Here is a 21,994-nt window from a genome sequence, read left to right on the forward strand (position 1 = left end):
AAAGCCGCGGTCGGATGACCGCGGCTTTTCCTTTTCTGGCGCCTGGTGGCGCGCGGCGGACGATCACTCCAGCTTGATGTTCGCTTTCTTGATCACGTCTGCCCAGGCGCTGCGCTCCTGTTCGGAGTAGGCCTTGAAGTCCTGCGCGGACATCGGCATGGGAATGACGCCCATGTCCAGCATCTTCTGCGAGACGGCCGGCGTCTTCAGCGTGGCGTCCAGGTCGGCCGACAGCTTCTTCACGACCGATTCCGGCAGGCCCGCCGGACCCACCAGGCCCTGCCAGGCGTAGGCGGTGAAGTTGGCGACGCCTTGTTCGGCCATCGTCGGCGTATCGGGAAGCACGGAGACGCGCTCCGGCGTGGCGGCGGCCAGCACGCGCAGCTTGCCGGCCTTGACGTTGGGCAGGCCCGAGCCCAGGTCAATGAACATCATGTCGACTTGTCCGCCCAGCAGGTCCTGGATGGCGGGCGCGGCGCCCTTGTACGGCACGTGCAGCACGTTGACGCCGGTGCGCTGCTTGAACAGCTCAAGCGCCAGGTGGTGTGGCGAACCCGGGCCGGCGGAGGATGCCGTCAGCTTGCCGGGTTCCTTCTTGGCCGCTGCAAGCACGTCGTCGACCGTCTTGAAGGGCGAGTTGACGTTCACGGCCAGCAGCAGCGGGAACTTGGCGATGCCGCCGATGTAGGTGAACTTGGCGGGATCGTAGGACAGCTTGGCGTACAGCGACGAATTGAATGCGAGCGTGCCGGAGTCCGCCGTCCCGACCATGTAGCCGTTCGGTTCGGCCTGGGCGATGGCCGTGGCGCCGATGATGGTGCCCGCGCCGGGGCGGTTCTCGACCACGATGGTCTGGCCCAGCGTCTTTTCCAGGCTGCTTGCCACGGTGCGCGCCACGACGTCCGTGCCGCCGCCGGCGGGGTAGGGGACGATCCAGCGGATCGGTTGCGTGGGCCAGGATTGGGCGGAAGCCGCGGTGGCGGCCAGCGATAGGGCGGCAAGCGCCAGCAAGCGCTTTGCGTGCTTGTGCATGGGGTGTCTCCTCGTGCGGGATGTCGTGGCGCGGCGCTTGCGTCGTTGATCGTCGTCAACTTGCGCCGCGATTATTTTTGCGTCGCTATTATGCCTTGCGTCTACGCAAAAAGGGGCCCGCGCATTGGGCCCCGTCAATCGCCGCACGCCCCTGGCTACTGCGGATCCGGATAGCTGCGGGCGCCGAAAACGGCGGTCCCGATGCGCACTTCGGTGGAGCCTTCTTCGATGGCCAGTTCGAAGTCGCCGCTCATGCCCATCGACAGACGATCCAGCGAAATGCCCGGGATGTTCTCCTGCGCGAGACGGTCGCGCAGTTCGCGCAGCGCGCGAAAGCACGCCCGGACTTCTTCGGGGTCGGGGGAGTTCACCGCCAGCGTCATCAGGCCCCGCACGCGCAGGGTCGTGAATTCGGCGGCGATGCGCCGCAGGAACGCAGGCACGTCCTGGGGCGCCATGCCGTATTTGCTGGGTTCGGACGAGGTCTTGACCTGCACCAGCACGTCGATGCTGCGGCCTTCGTTCTGCAGGCGGCGGTGCAGGGCCTCGGCCAGGTCCGGCCGATCCAGCGACTGCACCTCGGCGGCGTCGCGGGCGGCGTCCTTGGCCTTATTGGTCTGCAAATGGCCGATCAGCACCCACTGCAGCCCCTGGCCAGCCAGCGCGGCGGCCTTCTGGCGGATTTCCTGTGTCTTGTTCTCGCCGAAGCGCGTCAGCCCCAAGGCCATGGCCTCGCGGATGGCGTCCACGCCGAATGTTTTGCTGACGGGCAGCAACGTCACGCTTTCGGGGGGGCGGCCGGCGCGTTCGCAGGCCTGGGCGATGCGTTGCTGGATCTGGGCAAGGCGCCCGGCCATGGTGTCGATGGCGGTCATGCAGCTCTCTTGGAGGGACAGGATGTCCCATAGTGTAGGACCTGCCTGGACCGCTACGCCACGCGGCCCGTTTCCGGCGTTGACCCTGCGTAATCGGCAGGCTTAGAATTTGCGGAGATTTGTTTATATTTCAAAGTTCTATGCCGTCCGGCGCCGCCCATTCGGGCGACACGTCCCCCTTTATTTCCAGCCCCATCGCCATGTCCAGTGCAGCGCCCGAATACGCCTTTGCCACGCCATTCCTGAATCCCCCTGCCTCGCCGATCCGATCGCTCATGCCTTATGCCATGCGCCCGGGCACCATTTCGCTGGCCGGCGGCTATCCGGCGCAAGAACTGTTCGACGTCGACGGCCTGTCGATCGCATCGACGCAGGTCATGGCCCGGCTGGGCGCCTGCCTGCAGTATTCCAACATCGACGGGCAGGCCAGCCTGCGCCATGAATTGGCGCGCCTGTCCGCGGCGCGCGGCCTGCACTGCAACGCCGATACCGAACTGGTCGTGACCGGCGGATCGCAGCAGGCCCTGGCCCTGCTGACCCGCGTCATGCTGCAGCCGGGCGACCACGCCATCATCGAGTCGCCGGCATTCCCGAATTCCGTGCAGGCCCTGCGCTACACCGGCGCCACGGTCCATACCGTGCCCTCCGGCCCCGACGGCATCGACGTGGACGCCCTGGACGAACTGGCTGCCCGCGTCAAACCCAAGATGGTCTGCGTCGTCGCCTCGTTCTCCAATCCCTGCGGCGCCACCATTACGCGGCAGCGCCGTTTGCGATTGCTGGAACTGGCCGTCAAGCACCGCTTCCTGATCGTCGAAGACGACCCCTACAGCGAGCTGCGCTTTGCCGGCGAGGCCGTGCCGCCCATCGCGGCCCTGGCCGAAGGCGAAGCCCGCCACTGGGCGGTTTACCTGGCCAGCATGTCCAAGACGATGGCGCCCGCGCTGCGGATCGGCTGGCTGGTCGCGCCGCCCGAGATCCGCCGCCGCTGCGTCAGCGCCAAGGCGGCCGACGACATGGCGTCGTCGGCATGGATCCAGGAAGTGGTGGCCCAATACCTGGCCAACGGCCGTTACGACGAGCACGTGCCGCGCATCCGCGCCGCCTATGGCCTGCGTTGCGACGCCATGGCCGACGCCCTGGCGCGCGAGCTCAACGGCCGCATCACGTTCAGCAAGCCAGAGGGCGGCATGTTCTTCTGGGCGCGCCTGACGGGCGACGTGGACGCTACCCGCCTCTTGCCCTACGCCATCGAACACGAAGTGGTGTACGTGCCCGGCAAGGCCTTCTATGCCGAGGCGGCGCAGGCCGACCTGTTCGCCATGCGCATGTCGTTCGCCACCATGAATGAAAGCCAGATCGCCCAAGGCATGGTGCGCCTGGGTCGCGCGCTGGATGCTTGCCAGGCCAACGAACCTGTGTCGATCTCGCTGGCCGCTTGACCGCGCGCAGCCCCCTGCGCGCTGACCGTTGCTATTCTTGTGCCCAGCCGCCGGCGTGCGCGTCGGCGGCATACCTAAATAAGCGCTTGTTATTTGGTCGGGGCGCTTCATGTCTATAAGCTTCTTGCCTCGGCGCGTCCCCGCGCCAGGTGGCAGAACAGGAATCCAGGTCATGAATATTGCAAAAGGGTTGGTGGGCGCGGCGCTCTTGATGGCGGCGGCGCAGGGCGCGCAGGCGGCAACGTTGGACGTCGTGCGCCAGCGCGGCGCCGTGGCTTGCGGCACGACCACGGGCTTCGCGGGCTTTTCCGCGCCCGACGCGCAAGGAAAATGGCAGGGCCTGGATGTGGACCTGTGCCGCGCCATCGCCGCAGCGGTCTTCGGCGACGCGAACAAGATCAAGGTCGTGCCGCTCAATTCGCAGCAACGCTTTACCGCGCTGCAGTCCGGCGAGGTCGACGTGCTGACGCGCAACACCACCGTGACGCAGCAGCGCGATACCGCGCTGGGCATCATCCACGCTGGCATCAACTTCTACGACGGCCAGGGATTCCTGGTGCCGAAATCGCTGGGTGTGAAGAGCGCCAAGGAAATCAACGGCGCCACGATCTGCCTGCAGACCGGCACGTCCAACGAGAACACGCTGGCCGACTGGGCGCGCGCCAACAACGTGACCTACAAGCCGGTCGTGATCGAGACCTTCAACGAAGTGGTCAACGCCTTCGCGGCTGGCCGCTGCGACGTGTTCTCGACCGACGCGTCGGGCCTGGCGTCGATTCGCATTTCCAAGCTGCAGAATCCCGACGACTACGTCGTGCTGCCCGAGATCATCTCCAAGGAGCCGCTGGGCCCGTTCGTGCGCCAGGGCGACGACGCCTGGCTGAACATCGTGCGCTGGTCGCTGTCGGCGATGATCGAGGCCGAAGAATACGGCGTGACTTCCGGGAATGTGGACGAACAGGCCAAGAGCGCCAACCCCAATATCAAGCGCATCCTGGGCGTGACGCCGGGCAGCGGCGCCAATCTGGGGCTGGACGAAAAGTGGGCCTACAACATCGTCAAGCAGGTGGGCAACTACGGCGAAAGCTTCGAGCGCAACGTGGGCGAGGGCAGCCCGCTCAAGATCAAGCGCGGGTTGAATGCGCAATGGACGCAGGGCGGGCTGATGTACGCGTTGCCGATCCGATAACTCCGTGTGTCAGGCACCCGAGGATTTGTAGAGTTGTGCAATCTTCACAAACGCAGCTCGCAACTCCCGCGTGCCCCCCTGGAAGATCACCGGCCTTCCCCGGTGCGTGAAAATCACCAGCCGCTTTGAAAACAGCATGGGCACGAAGCGCGCGTAGCGCACGTCTTCCCAGGCCACCTCGCGCCGCGTGAACCAGGTCTGGCGCAAGCCGCGTTCGTCGATGGTGGTGATGGACGTCTGCATGTGCCAGGACACGAATAGCAGGCCCACGAAGCACAGCGCCACCACCACGGCCAGCAGGGTGTCGAAGGGCTGCGATGGCGCGCGGATCGCGGTGGTCACCACCTGCACGCCCAGGATGGCCAGCAGCACCCAGGTCAGGATGCGCACCCAGTCCGGCCATGCCTGGCCCGCCAGGGGCAGCGGGCCGATGGCGCGTAGCAGCGCCGCATGGTCTTCGGGCGCGGGGGAGTCGGTGGCGTCGGTCATGCGGCCCGTTTGGCGGCGACGGCGTTGCCGGCCCGGCTGGAACCCTTGCGGTTCAGGTGCGCCGACATCCACTGCCCGATATCGACGACGGCATCGAAATCCACGCCCGTATCAATGTCCAGCCCGCGCAGCATGTAGAGCACGTCTTCGGTGGCGACGTTGCCGGTGGCGCCCTTGGCGTAGGGGCAGCCGCCTAGGCCCGCCACCGAGGTGTGGAAAATGGAGATGTCCGTTTCCAGCGCGGCCAGGATGTTGGCCAGGGCCTGGCCGTAGGTGTCGTGGAAATGGCCTGAAATGCGGGCCGGGTCGACCACGCGGGTGACGGCGGCCATTACTTCGCGCACCCGCTTGGGCGTGCCCACGCCGATGGTGTCGGCGACGTCGATCTCGTCGACCTGCATGGCCAGGTAGCGCTGCGCCACGTCCACCACGGATTCGATCGGAACCTCGCCCTGGTACGGACAGCCCAGCGCGCAGCTGATGCTGCCGCGCACGCGGATGCCGGCTTCGCGGGCGGCCTGCACCACGGGTTCGAAGCGCGCGATGGATTCGGCAATGGAGCAATTGATGTTTTTCTGCGAGAAGGCCTCGCTGGCGGCGCCGAAGATCACGATTTCATCTGCGCGCGCGGCCAGCGCGCCTTCGAATCCCTTCATGTTGGGCGTCAGCACGGAATAGATTGTGCCCGGGCGGCGTTCGATGCGCGCCATCACGTCCGCACCGTCGGCCATTTGCGGCACCCATTTGGGCGACACGAACGAGGCGGCTTCCACGTTCGGAAACCCTGCGGCGGCCAGGCGGTTGACCAGTTCCACCTTGATGTCGGTGGGGACGAATTCCTTTTCGTTCTGCAGACCGTCGCGAGGCGACACCTCGACGATCTTCACGCGGGAGGGCAATGCCATGTCTCTTCCTGTATCGGTATTGGGTGACCGGCGCTACAAGACTGCGGCGCTATCGCTCATATTAGCGCCATCGCACGCGGCGTTGCTGCGGCCCGGGCGCCCGCGAACCGGCACTAGGGCAAACGCTGGTAGCGGCCATCGTCCAGGCGGGCGACGCGGCCCTGCAGTTCCAGTTCGACCAGCTGCGCCTGCAGGGTGGCGGTGTCGAGGCCGCTACGGCCCTGGATGGCATCCAGATGCAGGGGATCGAAGCCCAAGGCGTCCAGCACTGGATGGGCGGGCAACTGCGCCTGTGGCCGGGAACGCGCGACGCTAGCCAATGAGGAGCCCGGGACCGGACCGCCGCCTAGTTCGTCGGTGATGTCGCTGGCGGTTTCCACGAGCTTGGCGCCCTGGCGGATCAGCGCATGGCAGCCGCGCGACAGCGGTGAATGGATGGAGCCGGGAATGGCAAATACTTCGCGCCCGCTTTCGCCCGCCAGCCGTGCGGTGATCAGCGAACCGCTCTGTTTGGCGGCTTCCACTACCAACACGCCGCGCGCCAGGCCCGCCACGATGCGGTTGCGTTTGGGAAAGTGCTGGGGCAGGGCCCCGGTGCCCAGCGGCAGTTCGGACACCAGCGCGCCGTGCGCCGCGATGCGGTGCGCCAGGTCGCGATGGCGGGCGGGGTAGATGCGGTCGATACCCGTGCCCATGACCGCCACGGTGCCGGCGCCTTGCGGACCGGCGTCCAGTGCGCCTTCGTGCGCGGCGGCGTCGATGCCTAGCGCCAGCCCGCTGATGACCCGCCAACCGTGCCCGGCCAGGTGACGGGCGAAGGCGCGCGCATTTTCCTGGCCGCCGGGCGTGGCGTTGCGCGCGCCCACGACCGCCAGCGACGGGCCCTGCAGAAAGGCGGGGTCGCCCGCGACATAGAGCAGGATGGGCGGGTCCGCAATGGTGAGCAGGCTTTGCGGGTAGGTGGGGTCCGCCAGCGTCAGGACGTGGCGGCCCGGCGCCTGCACCCATTCCAGCGCGCTTTCCACCTGGGCCGCCATGTCGGCCGGCATGGGGGCGGCCAATTGCCGCGCCAGCGTATCGGGCACGTGGCGCGATAGCGCGGTGGCGCGTTGCGCGTAGATCTGGTCGGGCAGGCCCAACGCGCTCAGGAGCATGCAGGCGGTGGCGGAACCGATGTTCGGTTCCAGGGACAACCGCAGCCAGGCGGATAGTTCGTCGGGGGTTTGCGTGAGCGGCATGGAACAGGCGCGAGAAAGGCGTCGTGGGTCCGAGAGTGTCGCATGCGGGACGCGCGGCCGCAGCGGCCAGGGTGGACGGAAATGCGCGGTGCCATAGCAATGTCCGCAATCTCGGAATTAGCCGAAAACTATTAGAAATCAAGACTCTAATGAATTAAACTCTTATGCACGCATCACTACTGGCGATCCCCTTTCAATGGCTTTACTTCCCATCCTTCGCTACCCGGACCCGCGCTTGCATAAAAAGGCCAAGCCGGTCGCCGAGGTCGATGACCGCATCCGTCAACTCGTGCGCGACATGGCCGAAACCATGTACGACGCGCCGGGCGTCGGCTTGGCCGCGACGCAGGTCGACGTGCACGAGCGCGTGGTCGTGATCGACGTGTCCGAGGAAAGCAATCAGCTGCTGACCCTGATCAACCCCGAGATCACCTGGCGCAGCGACGACTACAAGATCTACGAAGAGGGCTGCCTGTCCGTGCCGGGCGTCTACGACGAAGTCGAGCGCGCCTCTCGTATCCGCTGCAAGGCGCTGGATATCGACGGCAAGCCGTTCGAGTTCGAAGCCGACGGCCTGCTGGCCGTGTGTGTGCAGCACGAACTGGATCACCTGGAAGGCAAGGTGTTCGTGGAATACCTGTCCAATCTCAAGCAGAACCGCATCAAGACCAAGCTCAAGAAAGCCGAGCGCGAAGCTCTGCGCGCGTAGAGGCGGGCCCACCCCCTACCCGCTTGGGCGGGGCCCCTCCAGGGGCGGCGCTGGCGAACCGGCTGAGCCGGATCCGCGGCGCCCCGGATTGGGCAGAACCCCTTTATTTCGGGCATGCGCCGTTGTCTGGCCATCCCGCTCATTCTTTCCTGTCATCACCATGCGCATCGTCTTTGCCGGCACGCCGGAATTCGCCCGTATTGCGTTCGACGCCCTGCGGGCCGCGGGCCACGATATTCCCCTCGTCATGACGCAGCCGGACCGGCCTGCCGGGCGGGGGCTCAAGCTTACGCCCAGCCCGGTCAAGCAGGCCGCGCTGGACGCCGACATCGAAGTCGCCCAGCCGCGCAGCCTGCGGCTCGATGGCCGTTATCCCGATGAGGCCGCGCAGGCCCGCGAGCTGCTGGAACGCGTCGCGCCGGACGTCATGGTGGTGGCCGCCTACGGCCTGATCCTGCCGCAATGGGTGCTGGACCTGCCGCGCCTGGGCTGCCTGAACATCCACGCCAGCCTGCTGCCGCGCTGGCGCGGCGCGGCGCCGATCCAGCGCGCGATCGAAGCGGGCGACGCGCGCACGGGCGTGACCATCATGCAGATGGACCAGGGCCTGGATACGGGCGACATGCTGCTCGAACGCGTCGTGCCGATCTCGGACGAGACCAATGCGGCGCAGCTGCACGATGCGCTGGCGCTTGCCGGTGGCGAGGCGATTGTCGAGGCGCTGGAAGCACTGGCCAAGGGTGCGCTGACCCCGCGCAAACAGCCGGAAGAGGGCGTGACCTACGCCGCCAAGCTGGACAAGGCCGAGGCCGCGCTGGACTGCGTCCAGCCCGCCGAACTGCTGGCGCGCCGCGTGCGGGCGTTCAATCCCGTGCCGGGCGCCACGATCCGCCTGCCTGGCCTGCCCGACGCGGTGAAGGTCTGGCGCGCCCAGGCGCTGGACGAGGCCACGACGGTGGCGCCCGGCAGCGTGGTGCGCGTGGACGCGACGGGCGTCGATATCGCCACCGGCAAGGGCGTGCTGCGTCTGCTGGAATTGCAGAAGGCGGGCGGCAAGCGCCAGCCGGTGGATGTGTTCGTGCGCGGCTGGCAGCCAGGCTGAATAGGGATCAGGGCTGGCCGCAGCCAGCCAGCAGATCCACGTAGGCGCCGGGCAGCAGCTGTTCCGGCGCGACGCCAAGGCCCGCCATCAGGGTGCGGGCTTCTTCCATGCCGGCGTGCGCGCTTTCGCCGTCGCGCAACACCACTTCAAGTTCCAGAAATTCGCCCAGGCCTTCCACCCGGTCCAGATGGATGCGGGTGCGTCCCGCCATGAACAGCGTCCGGTGCTTCTTCACGCGCCCGGCCAAGCCATAGGCCAGGGTCAGCGCCTCGCGCAGGGAGTCGGGAGCGTCCGTGGGCGAGATCACGTAGAAGCTCTCTTTGGGGCCCGAGTCGTCGGCGCGCTGATAGAAGATCAGCTCGCCCGAGCCGTCCGCGAAGGCGCGCAGCTTCAGGCGGCCGTTGGCGCACGCGAAGAACGTGTCGTCCTGGTGGATGAAGACGGGTTCCTGCCCGGACAGCGCGGCCGCCAGGGGTTCGATGGCCGCCAGGCTCTCGACCCGCGCCTTGATTTCCACGTTGCGCGCCATGTGTGCCGCCCCGGGTCAGTACAGTGAGCCGGCCACGCGGGCGGGCAGGTCGCGGTCGTAGGCGACGCCGTCAAATGTGCCGGATGTCAGGTCGGAAAGGATGCGGCCGACGCTGGGCAGCGCGGTGCGCGCAATCTGCGTCTGCGGATCCCAGAGCCGCGAGCGCAGCAGGGCGCGCGAGCACTGGAAATACACGGTGTGCACGTCGATGACCAGCACCGAGCGCGGCAGCTTGCCGTCCATCTCGAAGCGCGCGAGCAGGGCCGGATCCACGCTGACGCGCGCCGCGCCGTTGACGCGCAGGGTCTCGCCCACGCCTGGCACCAGGAAGAGCAACGCCACGCGCGGATCGGCGATGATGTTGAGCAGGCTGTCCATGCGGTTGTTGCCGCGGCGGTCCGGCAGCAGCAGCGTTTTCTCGTCTTCCACCACCACGAATCCCGCGGGGTCGCCGCGCGGCGACGCGTCCAGCCCGCCGGGGCCCGAGGTCGCCAGCACTGCGAACGGCGCGGCCTCGATGAAGGCGCGGTAGTGCGGATGCACGTGGTCCACTTCCTTCTTCATGGAGGCCTCGCCGGGCGCGCCGTATAGCGCCTGCAGCGCATTGGCGTCGGTGACCAGATGGGCGGGATCAATATGCATGGCAGGATTCCGGTGTTATGCCAGGGTATCGGGCAGGTCGGCGACCGTCAGGAACAGCTCATCGGGCCCGCGGTCGCGCAGGGCCTCCAGGTGGTTATAACCCCAGGCAACCGACCCGACCCGCACGCCCGCTTTGCGGGCGGCGTCGATGTCGCGCATCTCGTCGCCCACCAGCAGGAAGCGCTCGGGCGCGGTGCCGTGCTGCTTGAGCAGACGGTCGATCTTGGCCGCCTTGCCGAACAGATCCGTGCCGCATTCGTAGTCGTCGAACAGCGCGGCCGTGTCGGCGCCCAGCACGCGCTGCACGTTCTCGACGGAATTGGAGCTGACCACCGCCAGGCGCAGGCCCTTGGCCTTCAGGCGGGCCAGCGCGTCCGGAATACCGTCGAACAGTTGCACACTGGGGTCGATCTCCTGCATCAGGGAACGCACGTGCGACATGATCGCCGGCAGCTTCCACAGGGGGATGTTCAGGAACTTAAGGATTTCGGACGCTTCGCGGCTGCGCAGCTGTTCGCGTTCCGATGCGTCGATCTTGCGGAAGCCGTATTTGTCCGCGACGGTGTTCAGGATGGAATTGAACCAGGGCATGGTGTCGGCCAGGGTTCCGTCGAAGTCGAATGCTGCAATGTCGTATTTCAAGTCTTGAATCCAGTGCCGGCGTGCGGGCCTGGGCCTGCGCACGCCGGAAGAAGCCTTGGGCAGGCCCTACATGCCGTGGGGATGAAGCAGATAGTGCACGACCGGCGCCAGGCCTTCAAGCGGCGGCGCGCTCGCAACCACGCGGGCCGCGTTGGTCCAGGGATAGTCCAGCCCCAGCAGCCAGCCGAACACCGCGGCGGTATCGCCGACGGGCAGGGTCACCATGGTCTCGATGGTGATGGTCAGGCGGGTGGCCCGGTAGGGGTCGGACTGGAACCCCCAGTCGTATCGTCCACAGCCCACCCGCACGTTGCCCGTGGCCTTTTCCGTCATGCCGACGATCCAGTCGCACTGGTAGTCGGACAGGCGGGCGCCGGCCTCGGGGCGGGACAGATAGAACGTGTAGACGTTGTCGTAGGTCTGGCCAAACTTGCGCACCAGCGTGTCGGTGATGGCGGCCAGGCCGTGGGATTCTGGCGGAAACGCGATGGCCTGCGTGCGCAGCGCCATCTTCAGCACGGCATCCGGCGCGAACGCGCGTGCCATGTAGTGGGGGCGGTTCTCGTCCTTGGCGTGAAAATAATCGCGCAATACGGACTCGGTGCAGGCGGGGGACAGCGAATCGGTGGGCATTGCGGGGGCTTCCGTAGAGATCTCGGCTGAATGGGAAATCAGGGCTGCCTGACCGGATCGAACCATTTCGAGACGTTGGGCGGCTCGTAGATGGCGTAGCGATCCAGCAGCAACGCGGGGTCTTCCTCAACCACCAGCATGTCGCGGTGCTGAGGGCGGATGAATGCTTCTTCGACGGAGTGGTCGATGAACTGCATGAGCGCATCGTAGTAGCCCGCGATGTTCAGCAGGCCGCAGGGCTTCTGGTGCATGTTCAGTTGGGCCCAGGTCCAGACCTCGAAGAACTCTTCCAGTGTGCCGGCGCCGCCGGGCAGCGCGACAAAGCCGTCGGCCTTTTCCATCATCATGGCCTTGCGCTCGTGCATATTCTGCACCATGTGCAATTCGGTCAGGCCCAGATGCGCCTGTTCCTTTTTCAGCAGCAATTCCGGGATCACACCGATCACGCGGCCGCCGCCGGCCAGCACTTCATTGGCCACCACGCCCATGATGCCGACCACCGAGCCGCCGTAAACCAGGCCCAGGTCGCGCTTGACGAGTTCCCGCGCCAGCACGCGCGCCTGCTCGATGTACTCCGGGCGAGTGCCGGGGTTTGAACCGCAATACACGCAAATATTCTTCAGGGTCATAAGTGGGGCGGAGATTGCCGGCCGCGTTACAAATTACGTCACGTGGCCTTTCGGAAAGCCGATAGTTTACGCAAGGTTGGAGAGGCGGTTTGCGGGGCGGGGCGGGCGGCGATCCACGCGCCGGGGCAATGTTTGGACACAGCATGATCCTTCACGGTCGGTAGACTGAATGGTGCGAAACGACTGGAAGTCCAGCGTCGTGCTGCTTTCACTGACCAAGAGGAGCTAACGATATGGAACAAGCAACCCGCACCCCGCAGCAGGCCAACCGCCCGTTCGAGATGGACGTCAAGGCGATCCGCGCAAAGGCGCGCAAGGACATAGAGTCCGGCGCGGTCACCGATACCTACCGCGCCGACCGGCAGACTGTGCTCAAGCTCCTGAATGAAGCGCTGGCCACCGAGATCGTCTGTGTGCTGCGCTACAAGCGCCATTACTTCATGGCGCGCGGCCTGAACGCCGAACCGGTGGCCGCTGAATTCGCCGAACATGCCACGCAAGAGCAGCAGCATGCCGACATGCTTGCCGAACGCATCGTGCAGCTGGGCGGCGAGCCGAACCTGTCGCCCAAGGGGCTGCTGGACCGCAGCCATTCCGAGTATGTCGAGGGCAAGTCGCTGGAAGAGATGATCAAGGAGAACCTGATCGCCGAGCGCATCGCCATCGACAGCTACCGGCAGATGATCGAATACCTGGGCGAGCAGGACTCCACCACGCGCCGCATGCTGGAAGAGATTTTGGCCGTGGAAGAAGAACACGCCGACGACATGTCGGATTTCCTGGCCAAGACCTGAGGCCCGCGCGCGTCGGACCCGGCAGGTTCAAGCGCCGGCAGGGGGATAGCCCGCCTGCCGGCGCTTTCATGGAATCGCGCTTACAGCGCGTCGGCCCAGAGGTCGTATTCGTCCGAGTCGGTGACGCGCACGCGCACCATGTCGCCCGCCTTGAGGGGCTTGTCGGAACTGACGTAGACACAGCCGTCGATCTCGGGGGCGTCGCCGGCGCTGCGGCCGACGGCGCCGTCCTCGTCCACTTCGTCGATCAGCACGTCGATCTCGCGGCCCACCTTCAACGCCAGGCGTGCGGTCGAGATGGACTGCTGCAGCGCCATGAAGCGTTCCCAGCGGTCCTGTTTGACGTCATCGGGCACGGGGTCGTCCAGCAGGTTCGCCGGGGCGCCTTCCACCGGCGAATACTGGAAACAGCCGACGCGGTCGAGCTGCGCTTCCTGCATCCAGTCCAGCAGGTACTGGAAATCTTCTTCGGTCTCGCCGGGGAAGCCCACAATGAAGGTCGAACGGATCGTCAGGTCGGGACAGATCTCGCGCCAGCGCTTGATGCGCGCCAGCGTTTTGTCTTCGAATGCCGGGCGCTTCATGGCCTTCAGGATGCGCGGGCTGGCGTGCTGGAACGGGATGTCCAGGTAGGGCAGGATCTTGCCTTCAGCCATCAGCGGGATGACCTCGTCCACGTGCGGATACGGATACACGTAGTGCAGGCGCGTCCAGACGCCCATCTCGGACAAGGCCATACAGAGTTCGGTCATGCGGGTCTTGACCGGGCGGCCGTTCCAGAAGCCGCTGCGGTACTTCATGTCCACGCCGTAGGCGCTGGTGTCCTGCGAAATCACCAGCAGTTCCTTGACGCCCGCCTTCACGAGGCGCTCGGCTTCGCTCAGCACGTCGCCCACCGGACGGCTCACCAGGTCGCCGCGCATCGAGGGGATGATGCAGAAGCTGCAGCGGTGGTTGCAGCCTTCCGAGATCTTCAGGTAGGCGTAGTGGCGCGGCGTGAGCTTGACGCCTTGCGGGGGCACCAGGTCCACGTAGGGATTGTGGTCCTTCTTGGGCGGCGCGGCGTCGTGGACGGCGCGCACCACCTCTTCATATTGCTGCGGGCCCGTCACGGACAGCACGCTGGGGTGCACGTCGCGGATCACGGATTCCTCGACGCCCATGCAGCCGGTCACGATGACCTTGCCGTTTTCGGCGATGGCCTCGCCGATGGCTTCCAGCGATTCCGCCTTGGCGCTGTCGATGAAGCCACAGGTATTGACGACCACGACGTCAGCGTCGTTGTACTCGGGCGTGACTTCGTACCCTTCGGTGCGCAGCTGCGTCAGGATGCGTTCGGAGTCGACCAGGGCCTTCGGACAGCCCAGGGAAACGAACCCCACGCGCGGGGCGCGGCCGGGGTTGGCTTCCTGAGCGGCCGCGGCGATAGCGTCCAGGGTCGAGTTGGCGTCGTTGCTGGCGGCAGTGCCGGCGCCTTTGCCGGGCCGGGAATGTTCAAAAACTTCCAATCTAATTCACCGTAGGTTCGCGCACGGGCAATCCGCGTGCGGGGGTAATCGTCAAATATTCAGGGCCAGGCAGGAGCATCCTGGGAGGAAAGCTCGCGCAGTGTTTCGGGGGACAGCATGGCGACCCGCAGCAGCGTCTGAGCGGCGCCGGAGGGGTTGCGCCGGCCCTGTTCCCAATCCTGCAAGGTGCGCACGCTCACGCCCAGCAACTCCGCGAAATCCGCCTGCGGCAGGCCGACGCGATTGCGCGCTTCGCTGATATGCGACGCCTGCCACCGGACGGACCGGGCGGGCGGGACAGCCTTCTTCATAACGTATTCAATGGGATGGACGGCGCGGCATTTCTGCGCCAACCGAATTCAGGCTGGCGGCCGCACCGTAGGCAATAGCGGGGTAGCGCAGGATTATACGGCATTGCCGTATGCGGGGGTAGTAAAGGCCCGGGAGTCGTTGCAACAGGGCACGGACGATATTTGCGGAATCGGGGACGGAAACGCTCTGCGTCGGCGTTCCCATGACGGTTCCCGAGCCGCCCGGCTCAGGGCGCTGCGCGCCGATACAGCGCCAGCGTACCCGCCAATCCGATCAGCAGCCCCCCGCAGACGCGATTCAGCCAGCGCAGTCCGCCGCCCTGGAAGGCGCGCACCATTTGCGCGCCCAGCGCCGCGTAGGCCAGCATCGTCGCCACGTTCATCAGCGCCATGACGGCGGCCAGGATGGCGTACTGCGTGGGCAGCGGGGCGGCCGGGTTGATGAATTGCGGCAGGAAGGCCGACATGAAGAGCAGGGCCTTGGGGTTGGTCAGGGCGACGACGAAGCTGCGCAGCCCCAGGGCCAAGCCGGTCGGCCGGTCGGTGCGCGCCTGCACGGATGGCATCGCCAGCGCCGCGTCCGCGCGCAGCAGCTTCCAGCCCAGCCATGCCAGATACGCTGCGCCCGCCCACTTGACGACCTGGAAGGCAATCTCGGACGCCGCCAGCACCACGCCCAGGCCGCAGGCCACCGCGCCGATCAGGATCAGGTCGGCCAGCACCGCGCCGCCCATGCCCCAGCAGGCCGCGCGCACGCCGTGGCGCGATCCGTTGCTCATGGCGAGCAGGACAGTGGGCCCGGGGGTGATGATGGTGACGGCAGAGGCCAGGATGAAAAGCAGCAGGGTGGCGAGGGTCATGCAAGGGGGCTCCGGGACAAGGGGTCAGTGTGCCGCGCCCGCCGCCGTCCGTCCAGGTCCGGGCTACCATAGCGGTCTTACTCTTTGATTTATCACCATGTCCACGCGTTCCGACTCCCCCAATCTGGCTCCTCCGCTTTCCTCTGTTCTTCTTGCCAGCGCAGGGGTGGTGGAGGACGTTCTGGAAGGGCGTTCCCTGACGGAAGCCCTGGCGGATGTCGAATCGTCCCTGCGTCCCGCCACCCAGGCGGTCTCTTTCCATGCCATGCGCTATCTGGGCTGGGCCGACGCCGTGGGCCGCGAGATGGTGCAGCGCTATCCCAGCGTCCTCTTCGAATCCCTGCTGCTGGTGTCGCTGACCCTGCTGAAAGAAGAAGGCGACGCCGCCGTCGCCTTGCCCGGCATGCCGGTGTACGCGCCCCACACCGTTGTGGACCAGGCGGTGACCGCGGCGTCCGGCACGCGCAGCCTTGCGTCCTATAAAGGCATGCTCAACGCCTGCCTGCGGCGCTTCCTGCGCGAACGCGCCGCGCTGGAGGCCGCGGTGGCCGACAGCCCCGAGGCGAAATGGAACCATCCCGGCTGGTGGGTCAAGCAACTGACCGTGGCTTATCCGCGCCAATGGCAGGAGATCCTGGCGGCGGCCAACGTGCCGGCGCCGCTGACCTTGCGGGTCAACCGCCGGCGCGCCAGCCGCGAACAGGTGCTGGCGGCGTTCCAGGACGCCGGCCTGGCGGCCGAGCCCGTGGGCCAGTCCGGCCTGGTGCTCGCCACGCCCAAGCCCGTGACGCAGCTGCCCGGCTTTGCCGAGGGCTGGTGGTCGGTGCAGGACGCGGGCGCGCAATTGGCGGCCGAGCTGCTGGCGCCCAAGGACGGCATGCGCGTCCTGGACGCCTGCTCGGCGCCGGGCGGCAAGACGGCCCACCTGTTGGAGCTGGCCGATATCAACCTCCTGGCTTTGGATGCCGATGCGGACCGGCTGGCCCGGGTGGAACAGAACCTTGAACGCCTGGGCCTGGCGGGCGCGCATGTCCAGGTCAAGGCCGCCGATGCTGCCGACCTGGACGCCTGGTGGGATGGCAAGCCCTTCGACGCGGTGCTGGCGGACGTGCCTTGCACGGCTTCGGGCATCGTGCGCCGCCACCCGGATATCCGCTGGCTGCGCCGGGAAAATGACCTGCGCCGCACGGCCGCCCTGCAGGCCCGCATCCTGGACTCGCTGTGGGCCACGGTGGCGCCGGGCGGCCGCCTGCTCTACGTGACCTGCTCGGTGTTTCCCATCGAAGGCACGCGCCAGGCGCTGGAATTCCTGCAGCGGCACCCGGAGGCGACGCGGCTGGATGCCCCGGGCCAATTGCTGCCAGTTGCGGTCGATGCAACACCGGCGGGCCAACACGACGGATTTTTCTACGCCTTGTTTGCCAAGCAGTCCTGAATCCCGAAGAATAGGGGCATGACGTAGTTCCGGTGCCGTATGTCCATTATTTCGCGCTTATTTCTTGGGTTGTTGCTGGTATCTGCCTTGCTTTCTTTTGCGCCGGGTGGCGAGGCGCATGCCTCCGACGCCCGGGTCACGCGGGTAGAGCCAGTATTGCGCGGCGGCAACCTCGAGATCGACGCGGACATCGAATTCGAGCTGAACCAGCAGTTGCGGGATGCCGCCCAGCGCGGCGTCCCGCTGTATTTCACGGCGGACCTCACCATCACCCGGGAACGCTGGTACTGGTTCGACAAGTCCCTGGTGGACACGTCCCGTACCTGGCGCGTGGTCTATAACGCGCTTACCCGGCAATGGCGCGCCGGAGTGGGCGAACTGTCGTTTCCGGTCGCCTCCCTGGACGACGCCATGAGCGTCATCCGGCATATCCGCAATTGGCGGGTGGCCGACGCCGGCGATTTCGACGCCGGTGTCGAGTACGGCGGGCAGTTGCGCCTGCGCCTGGATACGTCGCTATTGCCCAGGCCGTTCCAGGTCAACGCCTTGAACAGCAGTTCGTGGGCGCAGGCGACGCCCTGGATGGACTTCTCGTTCATGTTGAACGACAAGGAGAAAGATCCCTCATGAGGCTTTTGCTTCGGCTGGCCCTGATGGTCGGCGCCGTGAGCGGGCTGGCGCTGCTGGGCCTGTTGGCCTGGTCCACCGGCAACGCCTCGCGCTTTGCGCGCTACTACGACACGCTGCTGGTCCTGAACGGCATCTTCGCGCTGGCCCTCTTCATCTGGGTGGTGGCGCTAACGGTGCGGCTGGCCCGGCAGATCCGCCGGCGCCAGTTCGGCGCGCGGCTGACGGCGCGCTTTTCGCTGGCGTTCGCCTTGATCGGCGTGGTGCCCGGGGCCCTGATCTACACCGTGTCGGTGCAGTTTATGTCGCGGTCCATCGAATCCTGGTTCAACGTGCGCGTGGACACGGCGCTGGAAGCCGGCCTGAACCTGGGCCGCGCCGCGCTGGATTCCCTGTTGGCGGACCTGGACGTGCGCGCGCGGTCCATGGCTATGGAGCTAAGCCGCAACACCGACAGCGGCGTGACCCTGGCCTTGACGCGCCTGCGCGAAGCCAACGGCGTGCAGGAAGCCATGGTGTTTACGGGCAGCGGCCGCATGGTGGCGTTTTCGACCAGCCAGTACGGCCAGCTTTTGCCCGCCATGCCGCCTCCCACCGTCATGAACCAGTTGCGGCTGGCGCGCGGCTATTCCGCAGCCGAGGCCGACGACCCGGTCGCGCCGGGCGCGGAGGGCGGCCTGCACCTGCGCGTGGTGATCCCGCTGAACGGGCCCGACAGCTACGACAACCTGCTGGGCCCTGCTTCGGAGCCGCGGTGGCTGCAACTTCTGCAGCCGGTGCCCGAACAGATCGCGCACAACGCCAACCTGGTGCAGCAGGGCTTTCGCGACTACCAGGAACTGGCGCTGTCGCGGCTGGGCCTGCGCAAGCTGTACGGCATCACGCTGACGCTGGCCCTGCTGCTGGCCGCGTTCGGCGCCATCGCGGTGGCGCTGTCCCTGTCCAAGCGGCTGGTGCGGCCGCTGCTCAGCTTGGCGGGCGGGACGCAGGCGGTGGGCGTGGGCGACTACCGGCCCCTGCCCGAACCGCCCGAACGCGACGAGGTCGGCCAGCTCACCCGCTCGTTCAATGCCATGACGCGCCAGCTCGACGAGGCGCGGCGCATGGTCGAAAGCAACCGCCAGCAGCTCGAGCGTTCCAACGTCTATCTGGAAAGCGTGTTGTCCAACCTGTCGTCCGGGGTGCTGGTGTTTGACGAGTCTTTCCGCGTCACCACCGTCAACCAGGGCGCCCAGACCATCCTGGGCGCCGACTTGCGTTCCGTGATCGGCCGTCCGCTGGAGACGGCCGACGGCATGCTGGAGTTCGCCAACATCGTGCGCCAGGCGTTTTCCGCGCACGCGGCGGTGGGCTCCGAACGCCAGCACTGGCAGCAGCAGTTCGAAATCAGCCCGGCGCAGGCCGATGGCCTTGCCACGCCGCAGCCGCTTACGTTGCTGGCCCGGGGCACCCATCTGCGGGTGGACGGGCGCGGCAACGGCTATCTGGTGGTGTTCGACGACATTACCGAGGTGATTTCCGCCAACCGCACGGTGGCCTGGGGCGAGGTGGCCCGCCGGCTGGCCCACGAGATCAAGAATCCGCTGACCCCGATCCAGCTTTCCGCCGAGCGCCTGGCCATGAAGCTCGAGGGCAAGCTGCCCCCGGCCGAAGCGCAGATCGTTGAACGCTCCACCAACACCATCGTCAACCAGGTGGCCTCGCTCAAGCAGATGGTGGACGACTTCCGCGAATACGCCCGCACGCCGCCGGCCGTCATGCAGCGCATCAACTTCAATGCGCTGGTGGCGGACGTGCTGTCGCTGTACGGCTGGGAGCCCGACGGCGTGCCGCGCGCCGCCGAAAAGGCCCTGAACCTCGACGTAAGCCTGGGGGCGGACCTGCCCGACATCGAAGGCGACCCGACCCAGTTGCGCCAGGTGATCCACAACCTGCTTTCCAACGCCCGCGACGCGATCGCGGAACTGGGCGGGCAGGGGCGGGTCAGCGTCACGACGCAGCTCATGCGCAGCGAACAGCCCGACCGCGCCGAGCATCAAGCCCTGCGCTTTACGGTCGCGGACACCGGACCGGGCTTCCCGCCGCAGGTCATGCAGCGCGCGTTCGAGCCCTACGTAACCACAAAGTCCCACGGGACTGGGTTAGGATTGGCAATCGTGCGCAAGATCGTCGAAGAGCATGGCGGGCGTATCGACCTTGCAAACCGCAAGGAAGGAGGCGCGCGGATTTCCATCTTGTTGACCCGGCTGGCTCCCGGGGCCGATACTATGGACGCGACCGCGCAAGAAAAGGATAATGCGGCTACGCAATAGGTGGATGCTTTATGGCCAGAATTCTGGTGGTTGACGACGAAGTCGGTATACGCGAGCTTTTGTCGGAAATCCTTTACGACGAGGGACACACGGTCGAACTGGCCGAAAATGCGGCGCAAGCACGTGCTGCACGTCTTCGCATGCGTCCCGATCTGGTGTTGCTGGACATCTGGATGCCCGACACCGATGGCGTCAGCCTGCTGAAAGAGTGGGGCTCGCAGGGCCTGCTCGACATGCCGGTGATCATGATGAGCGGCCACGCCACCATCGACACCGCGGTCGAGGCCACCCGCATCGGCGCCATGGATTTCCTGGAAAAGCCCATCACGCTGCAGCGTCTGCTCAAGACGGTCGCCGCGGGCCTGGCGCGCGGCCGCGTGCCGCATCCGGCGCCCGTCGCCGCCAGCCCGGCCGTCGCCAGCCCGGTGGTGGCCCTGGAAGATGAACTCGACCCGCCGGCCCTGGCCGCCGTGTCCGCCAACGAAGCGCCGGCCACGTCCAACGGCCAGCTTGGCAGCATCTCGCTGGATCAGCCGCTGCGCGAAGCGCGCGACGAATTCGAGCGCATCTATTTCGAATACCACCTGGTCAGGGAAAGCCACAGCATGACGCGCGTGTCCGAACGGACCGGGCTGGAACGCACCCACCTCTACCGCAAGCTCAAGCAATTGGGCATCGAGTCCGCGCGCAAGCGCAGCACATGAAGATCCTGATCATGGGCGCTGGTCGCGTAGGCACCAGCGTGGCGGAAAACCTGGTGTCCGAACAGAACGACATCACGGTCATTGATTCCGATCCTTCCCAGCTTCAGTACCTGCAAGAACACTTCGACCTGCGTGTCGTCCTCGGAGACGGCTCGCAGGTATCGGTGCTGGAAAACGCCGGCGCCGCGGATACCGACCTGTTCATCGCCTGTGCGGCGTCCGACACCGCCAACATGGTCGCGTGCAAGATCGCGCGCCAGCTCTTCAACATTCCCCGCCGCATCGCCCGTATCCGCTCCGCCGAGTTCCCCGAACATCCGGAACTCATGAGCGAGGACGGCTTTTGCATCGACGCGCTGATCAGCCCCGAGCGCAGCGTCACGACCTACCTGCACAGCCTGATCGAATTCCCCGAAGCCCTGCAGGTGGTGGAGTTCGCCGAGGGCCGCGTCAGCGTCGTGACCGTCCGGGTCGGGGCGGGCAGCCCGATGGCGCATTCTTCCGTCGACAAGCTGCGCGACGTCTGGCCGGACGTGAAGGCGCGCGTCATCGACGTGCTGCGCGGCGGCCGGCCGCTGCGGGCCGGCAGCGGCACCGTGATCGCGCCGGGCGACGAGGTCGTGCTGGTGGTGGATTCGGACCACGCGCGCCGCGCGGTGCGGCAGCTGCGCGACGCCGAACGGGCGGTGCGCCGTGTGATGATCGCGGGCGGCGGCAATATCGGCCTGCGCCTGGCGCGCCAGCTCGCCGAGGAAAAATACAGCGTCCGCATCATCGAGCACGACCTCAAGCGCTGCGAATACCTGGCCACCCAGCTGCCCGACAGCGTGCTGGTTCTGCACGGCAGCGGCACCGACGAGGCCTTGCTGGAACGCGAGAACATCGAAGACATGGACACGTGGCTGGCCCTGACCAGCGACGACGAGGACAACATCATGTCCTCGCTGCTGGCCAAGCGCCTGGGCGCGCGCAAGGTGATTGCGCTGATCAATCGCCAGGCATACGGCGAACTGATGCAGGGCAGCCATATCGACATCGCCGTTTCGCCGTCGCAGGCCACCATGAGCGAGCTGTTGCGCCACGTGCGCCGCGGCGACGTGGCCGCCGTCCACCGGCTGCGCCAGGGCGTGGCCGAGGCGCTGGAAGCCATCGCCCACGGCGACCGCTCCACCTCGAAGGTGGTGGGCCGCCCCGTGGGCAAGATCAGCCTGCCCAAGGGCGCCAGCATCGGCGCGCTGGTCCGCGGCGAGGAAATCATCCTGCCGGACGCCGACACGGTCATCGAAACCGACGACCACGTGATCGTCTTCGTGCCCTCGCGCCAGCAGATGCCGCGCGTGGAAAAGCTGTTCCAAGTCTCGGCGTCTTTCTTCTGATGCGCCGCGCG

At 66.6% G+C, this 21,994-nt stretch carries 24 protein-coding genes; 10 read left to right on the plus strand and 14 right to left on the minus strand.

What is annotated here, in order from left to right; translation table 11 throughout:
• Positions 1–63: 63 nt before the first annotated feature.
• From KYC_RS22775 to KYC_RS29965, 3 genes are all read right to left on the minus strand, one after another.
• Positions 64–1,032 carry a Bug family tripartite tricarboxylate transporter substrate binding protein gene (locus KYC_RS22775; protein WP_008166889.1) on the minus strand — a complete coding sequence of 323 codons (969 nt, stop codon included), beginning with the start codon at positions 1,030–1,032 and terminating at the stop codon, positions 64–66.
• A 155-nt stretch (positions 1,033–1,187) separates the two neighbouring features.
• A complete protein-coding gene (locus KYC_RS22780; RefSeq protein WP_008166891.1) occupies positions 1,188–1,907 on the minus strand; it encodes a YggS family pyridoxal phosphate-dependent enzyme in 720 nt (239 codons plus the stop codon).
• Between the two features lie 130 nt (positions 1,908–2,037).
• On the minus strand, positions 2,038–2,184 hold the full coding sequence (locus tag KYC_RS29965; protein WP_238531982.1) for a hypothetical protein: 147 nt from the start codon (positions 2,182–2,184) through the stop codon (positions 2,038–2,040).
• Between KYC_RS29965 and KYC_RS22785 the strand changes: the two genes are divergently transcribed.
• Positions 2,183–3,349, plus strand: a complete 1,167-nt coding sequence (locus KYC_RS22785) for an aminotransferase-like domain-containing protein (RefSeq protein WP_238531983.1) — start codon at positions 2,183–2,185, stop codon at positions 3,347–3,349. The two genes, KYC_RS29965 and KYC_RS22785, sit on opposite strands and share 2 nt — an antisense overlap.
• Positions 3,350–3,521: 172 nt before the next feature.
• Positions 3,522–4,538, plus strand: a complete 1,017-nt coding sequence (locus KYC_RS22790) for an amino acid ABC transporter substrate-binding protein (protein WP_008166895.1) — start codon at positions 3,522–3,524, stop codon at positions 4,536–4,538.
• A gap of 9 nt (positions 4,539–4,547) precedes the next feature.
• Here the strand turns inward: KYC_RS22790 and KYC_RS22795 are convergent, their stop codons facing one another.
• The 3 genes from KYC_RS22795 to dprA form a co-directional block, all read right to left on the minus strand.
• The gene (locus KYC_RS22795) at positions 4,548–5,027 is read right to left on the minus strand and encodes a hypothetical protein (RefSeq protein ID WP_008166897.1); all 480 of its coding nucleotides are present in this window, start codon (positions 5,025–5,027) and stop codon (positions 4,548–4,550) included.
• The gene (locus KYC_RS22800) at positions 5,024–5,932 is read right to left on the minus strand and encodes a hydroxymethylglutaryl-CoA lyase (protein ID WP_008166899.1); all 909 of its coding nucleotides are present in this window, start codon (positions 5,930–5,932) and stop codon (positions 5,024–5,026) included. The genes KYC_RS22795 and KYC_RS22800 overlap by 4 nt, the downstream gene beginning before the upstream one ends.
• A gap of 113 nt (positions 5,933–6,045) precedes the next feature.
• Positions 6,046–7,170 (minus strand): DNA-processing protein DprA, encoded by a 1,125-nt coding sequence (gene dprA / locus KYC_RS22805; protein WP_008166901.1) that lies wholly within the window; start codon positions 7,168–7,170, stop codon positions 6,046–6,048.
• Between the two features lie 196 nt (positions 7,171–7,366).
• Between dprA and def the strand changes: the two genes are divergently transcribed.
• Together def and fmt are read left to right on the plus strand one after the other, a co-directional pair.
• The gene (def, locus tag KYC_RS22810) at positions 7,367–7,879 is read left to right on the plus strand and encodes a peptide deformylase (protein WP_008166904.1); all 513 of its coding nucleotides are present in this window, start codon (positions 7,367–7,369) and stop codon (positions 7,877–7,879) included.
• 160 nt (positions 7,880–8,039) lie between these two features.
• A complete protein-coding gene (gene fmt / locus KYC_RS22815) occupies positions 8,040–8,981 on the plus strand; it encodes a methionyl-tRNA formyltransferase (RefSeq protein WP_008166906.1) in 942 nt (313 codons plus the stop codon).
• A 7-nt stretch (positions 8,982–8,988) separates the two neighbouring features.
• Here fmt and KYC_RS22820 read toward each other — a convergent pair whose 3' ends face one another.
• The 5 genes from KYC_RS22820 to KYC_RS22840 all read right to left on the minus strand — a co-directional run bounded on the left by KYC_RS22820 (position 8,989) and on the right by KYC_RS22840 (position 12,056).
• Positions 8,989–9,510 (minus strand): class IV adenylate cyclase, encoded by a 522-nt coding sequence (locus KYC_RS22820; protein ID WP_008166908.1) that lies wholly within the window; start codon positions 9,508–9,510, stop codon positions 8,989–8,991.
• Positions 9,511–9,525: 15 nt separating this feature from the next.
• Complete coding sequence (locus KYC_RS22825) at positions 9,526–10,152, minus strand: pyridoxamine 5'-phosphate oxidase family protein (RefSeq protein ID WP_008166910.1); 627 nt, start codon at positions 10,150–10,152, stop codon at positions 9,526–9,528.
• Between the two features lie 15 nt (positions 10,153–10,167).
• A complete protein-coding gene (locus KYC_RS22830; protein ID WP_008166912.1) occupies positions 10,168–10,794 on the minus strand; it encodes an HAD hydrolase-like protein in 627 nt (208 codons plus the stop codon).
• Positions 10,795–10,860: 66 nt separating this feature from the next.
• A complete protein-coding gene (locus tag KYC_RS22835) occupies positions 10,861–11,427 on the minus strand; it encodes a hypothetical protein (protein WP_008166914.1) in 567 nt (188 codons plus the stop codon).
• A gap of 38 nt (positions 11,428–11,465) precedes the next feature.
• Positions 11,466–12,056 (minus strand): LOG family protein, encoded by a 591-nt coding sequence (locus KYC_RS22840; RefSeq protein WP_008166916.1) that lies wholly within the window; start codon positions 12,054–12,056, stop codon positions 11,466–11,468.
• A gap of 233 nt (positions 12,057–12,289) precedes the next feature.
• Here KYC_RS22840 and KYC_RS22845 point away from each other — a divergent pair, with 233 nt between their 5' ends.
• Complete coding sequence (locus tag KYC_RS22845; protein ID WP_008166917.1) at positions 12,290–12,850, plus strand: ferritin-like domain-containing protein; 561 nt, start codon at positions 12,290–12,292, stop codon at positions 12,848–12,850.
• Positions 12,851–12,930: 80 nt separating this feature from the next.
• Here KYC_RS22845 and rimO read toward each other — a convergent pair whose 3' ends face one another.
• The 3 genes from rimO to KYC_RS22860 form a co-directional block, all read right to left on the minus strand.
• Positions 12,931–14,277 carry a 30S ribosomal protein S12 methylthiotransferase RimO gene (rimO, locus tag KYC_RS22850; protein WP_050814933.1) on the minus strand — a complete coding sequence of 449 codons (1,347 nt, stop codon included), beginning with the start codon at positions 14,275–14,277 and terminating at the stop codon, positions 12,931–12,933.
• Between the two features lie 140 nt (positions 14,278–14,417).
• Positions 14,418–14,669 carry a helix-turn-helix domain-containing protein gene (locus KYC_RS22855; protein WP_008166919.1) on the minus strand — a complete coding sequence of 84 codons (252 nt, stop codon included), beginning with the start codon at positions 14,667–14,669 and terminating at the stop codon, positions 14,418–14,420.
• A gap of 227 nt (positions 14,670–14,896) precedes the next feature.
• Positions 14,897–15,529, minus strand: coding sequence for a LysE family translocator (locus tag KYC_RS22860; protein ID WP_008166920.1), 633 nt, complete (start codon positions 15,527–15,529; stop codon positions 14,897–14,899).
• A 97-nt stretch (positions 15,530–15,626) separates the two neighbouring features.
• Between KYC_RS22860 and rsmB the strand changes: the two genes are divergently transcribed.
• From rsmB to trkA, 5 genes are read left to right on the plus strand one after another with little or no spacing between them, the layout of a single operon-like run.
• Entirely contained in the window at positions 15,627–16,964 is a 1,338-nt protein-coding gene (gene rsmB / locus KYC_RS22865; protein ID WP_043519107.1) for a 16S rRNA (cytosine(967)-C(5))-methyltransferase RsmB, read from the plus strand.
• 39 nt (positions 16,965–17,003) lie between these two features.
• On the plus strand, positions 17,004–17,594 hold the full coding sequence (locus KYC_RS22870) for a DUF4390 domain-containing protein (RefSeq protein ID WP_081478098.1): 591 nt from the start codon (positions 17,004–17,006) through the stop codon (positions 17,592–17,594).
• On the plus strand, positions 17,591–19,903 hold the full coding sequence (locus KYC_RS22875) for an ATP-binding protein (protein ID WP_008166923.1): 2,313 nt from the start codon (positions 17,591–17,593) through the stop codon (positions 19,901–19,903). Before KYC_RS22870 ends, KYC_RS22875 begins: the two co-directional genes overlap by 4 nt.
• An 11-nt stretch (positions 19,904–19,914) precedes the next feature.
• The gene (locus KYC_RS22880; RefSeq protein ID WP_008166924.1) at positions 19,915–20,607 is read left to right on the plus strand and encodes a response regulator; all 693 of its coding nucleotides are present in this window, start codon (positions 19,915–19,917) and stop codon (positions 20,605–20,607) included.
• The gene (gene trkA, locus KYC_RS22885; protein ID WP_008166926.1) at positions 20,604–21,983 is read left to right on the plus strand and encodes a Trk system potassium transporter TrkA; all 1,380 of its coding nucleotides are present in this window, start codon (positions 20,604–20,606) and stop codon (positions 21,981–21,983) included. The genes KYC_RS22880 and trkA overlap by 4 nt, the downstream gene beginning before the upstream one ends.
• Positions 21,984–21,994 lie beyond the last annotated feature (11 nt).

The organism is Achromobacter arsenitoxydans SY8, assembly GCF_000236785.1.
Lineage (GTDB): Bacteria > Pseudomonadota > Gammaproteobacteria > Burkholderiales > Burkholderiaceae_B > Achromobacter > Achromobacter arsenitoxydans.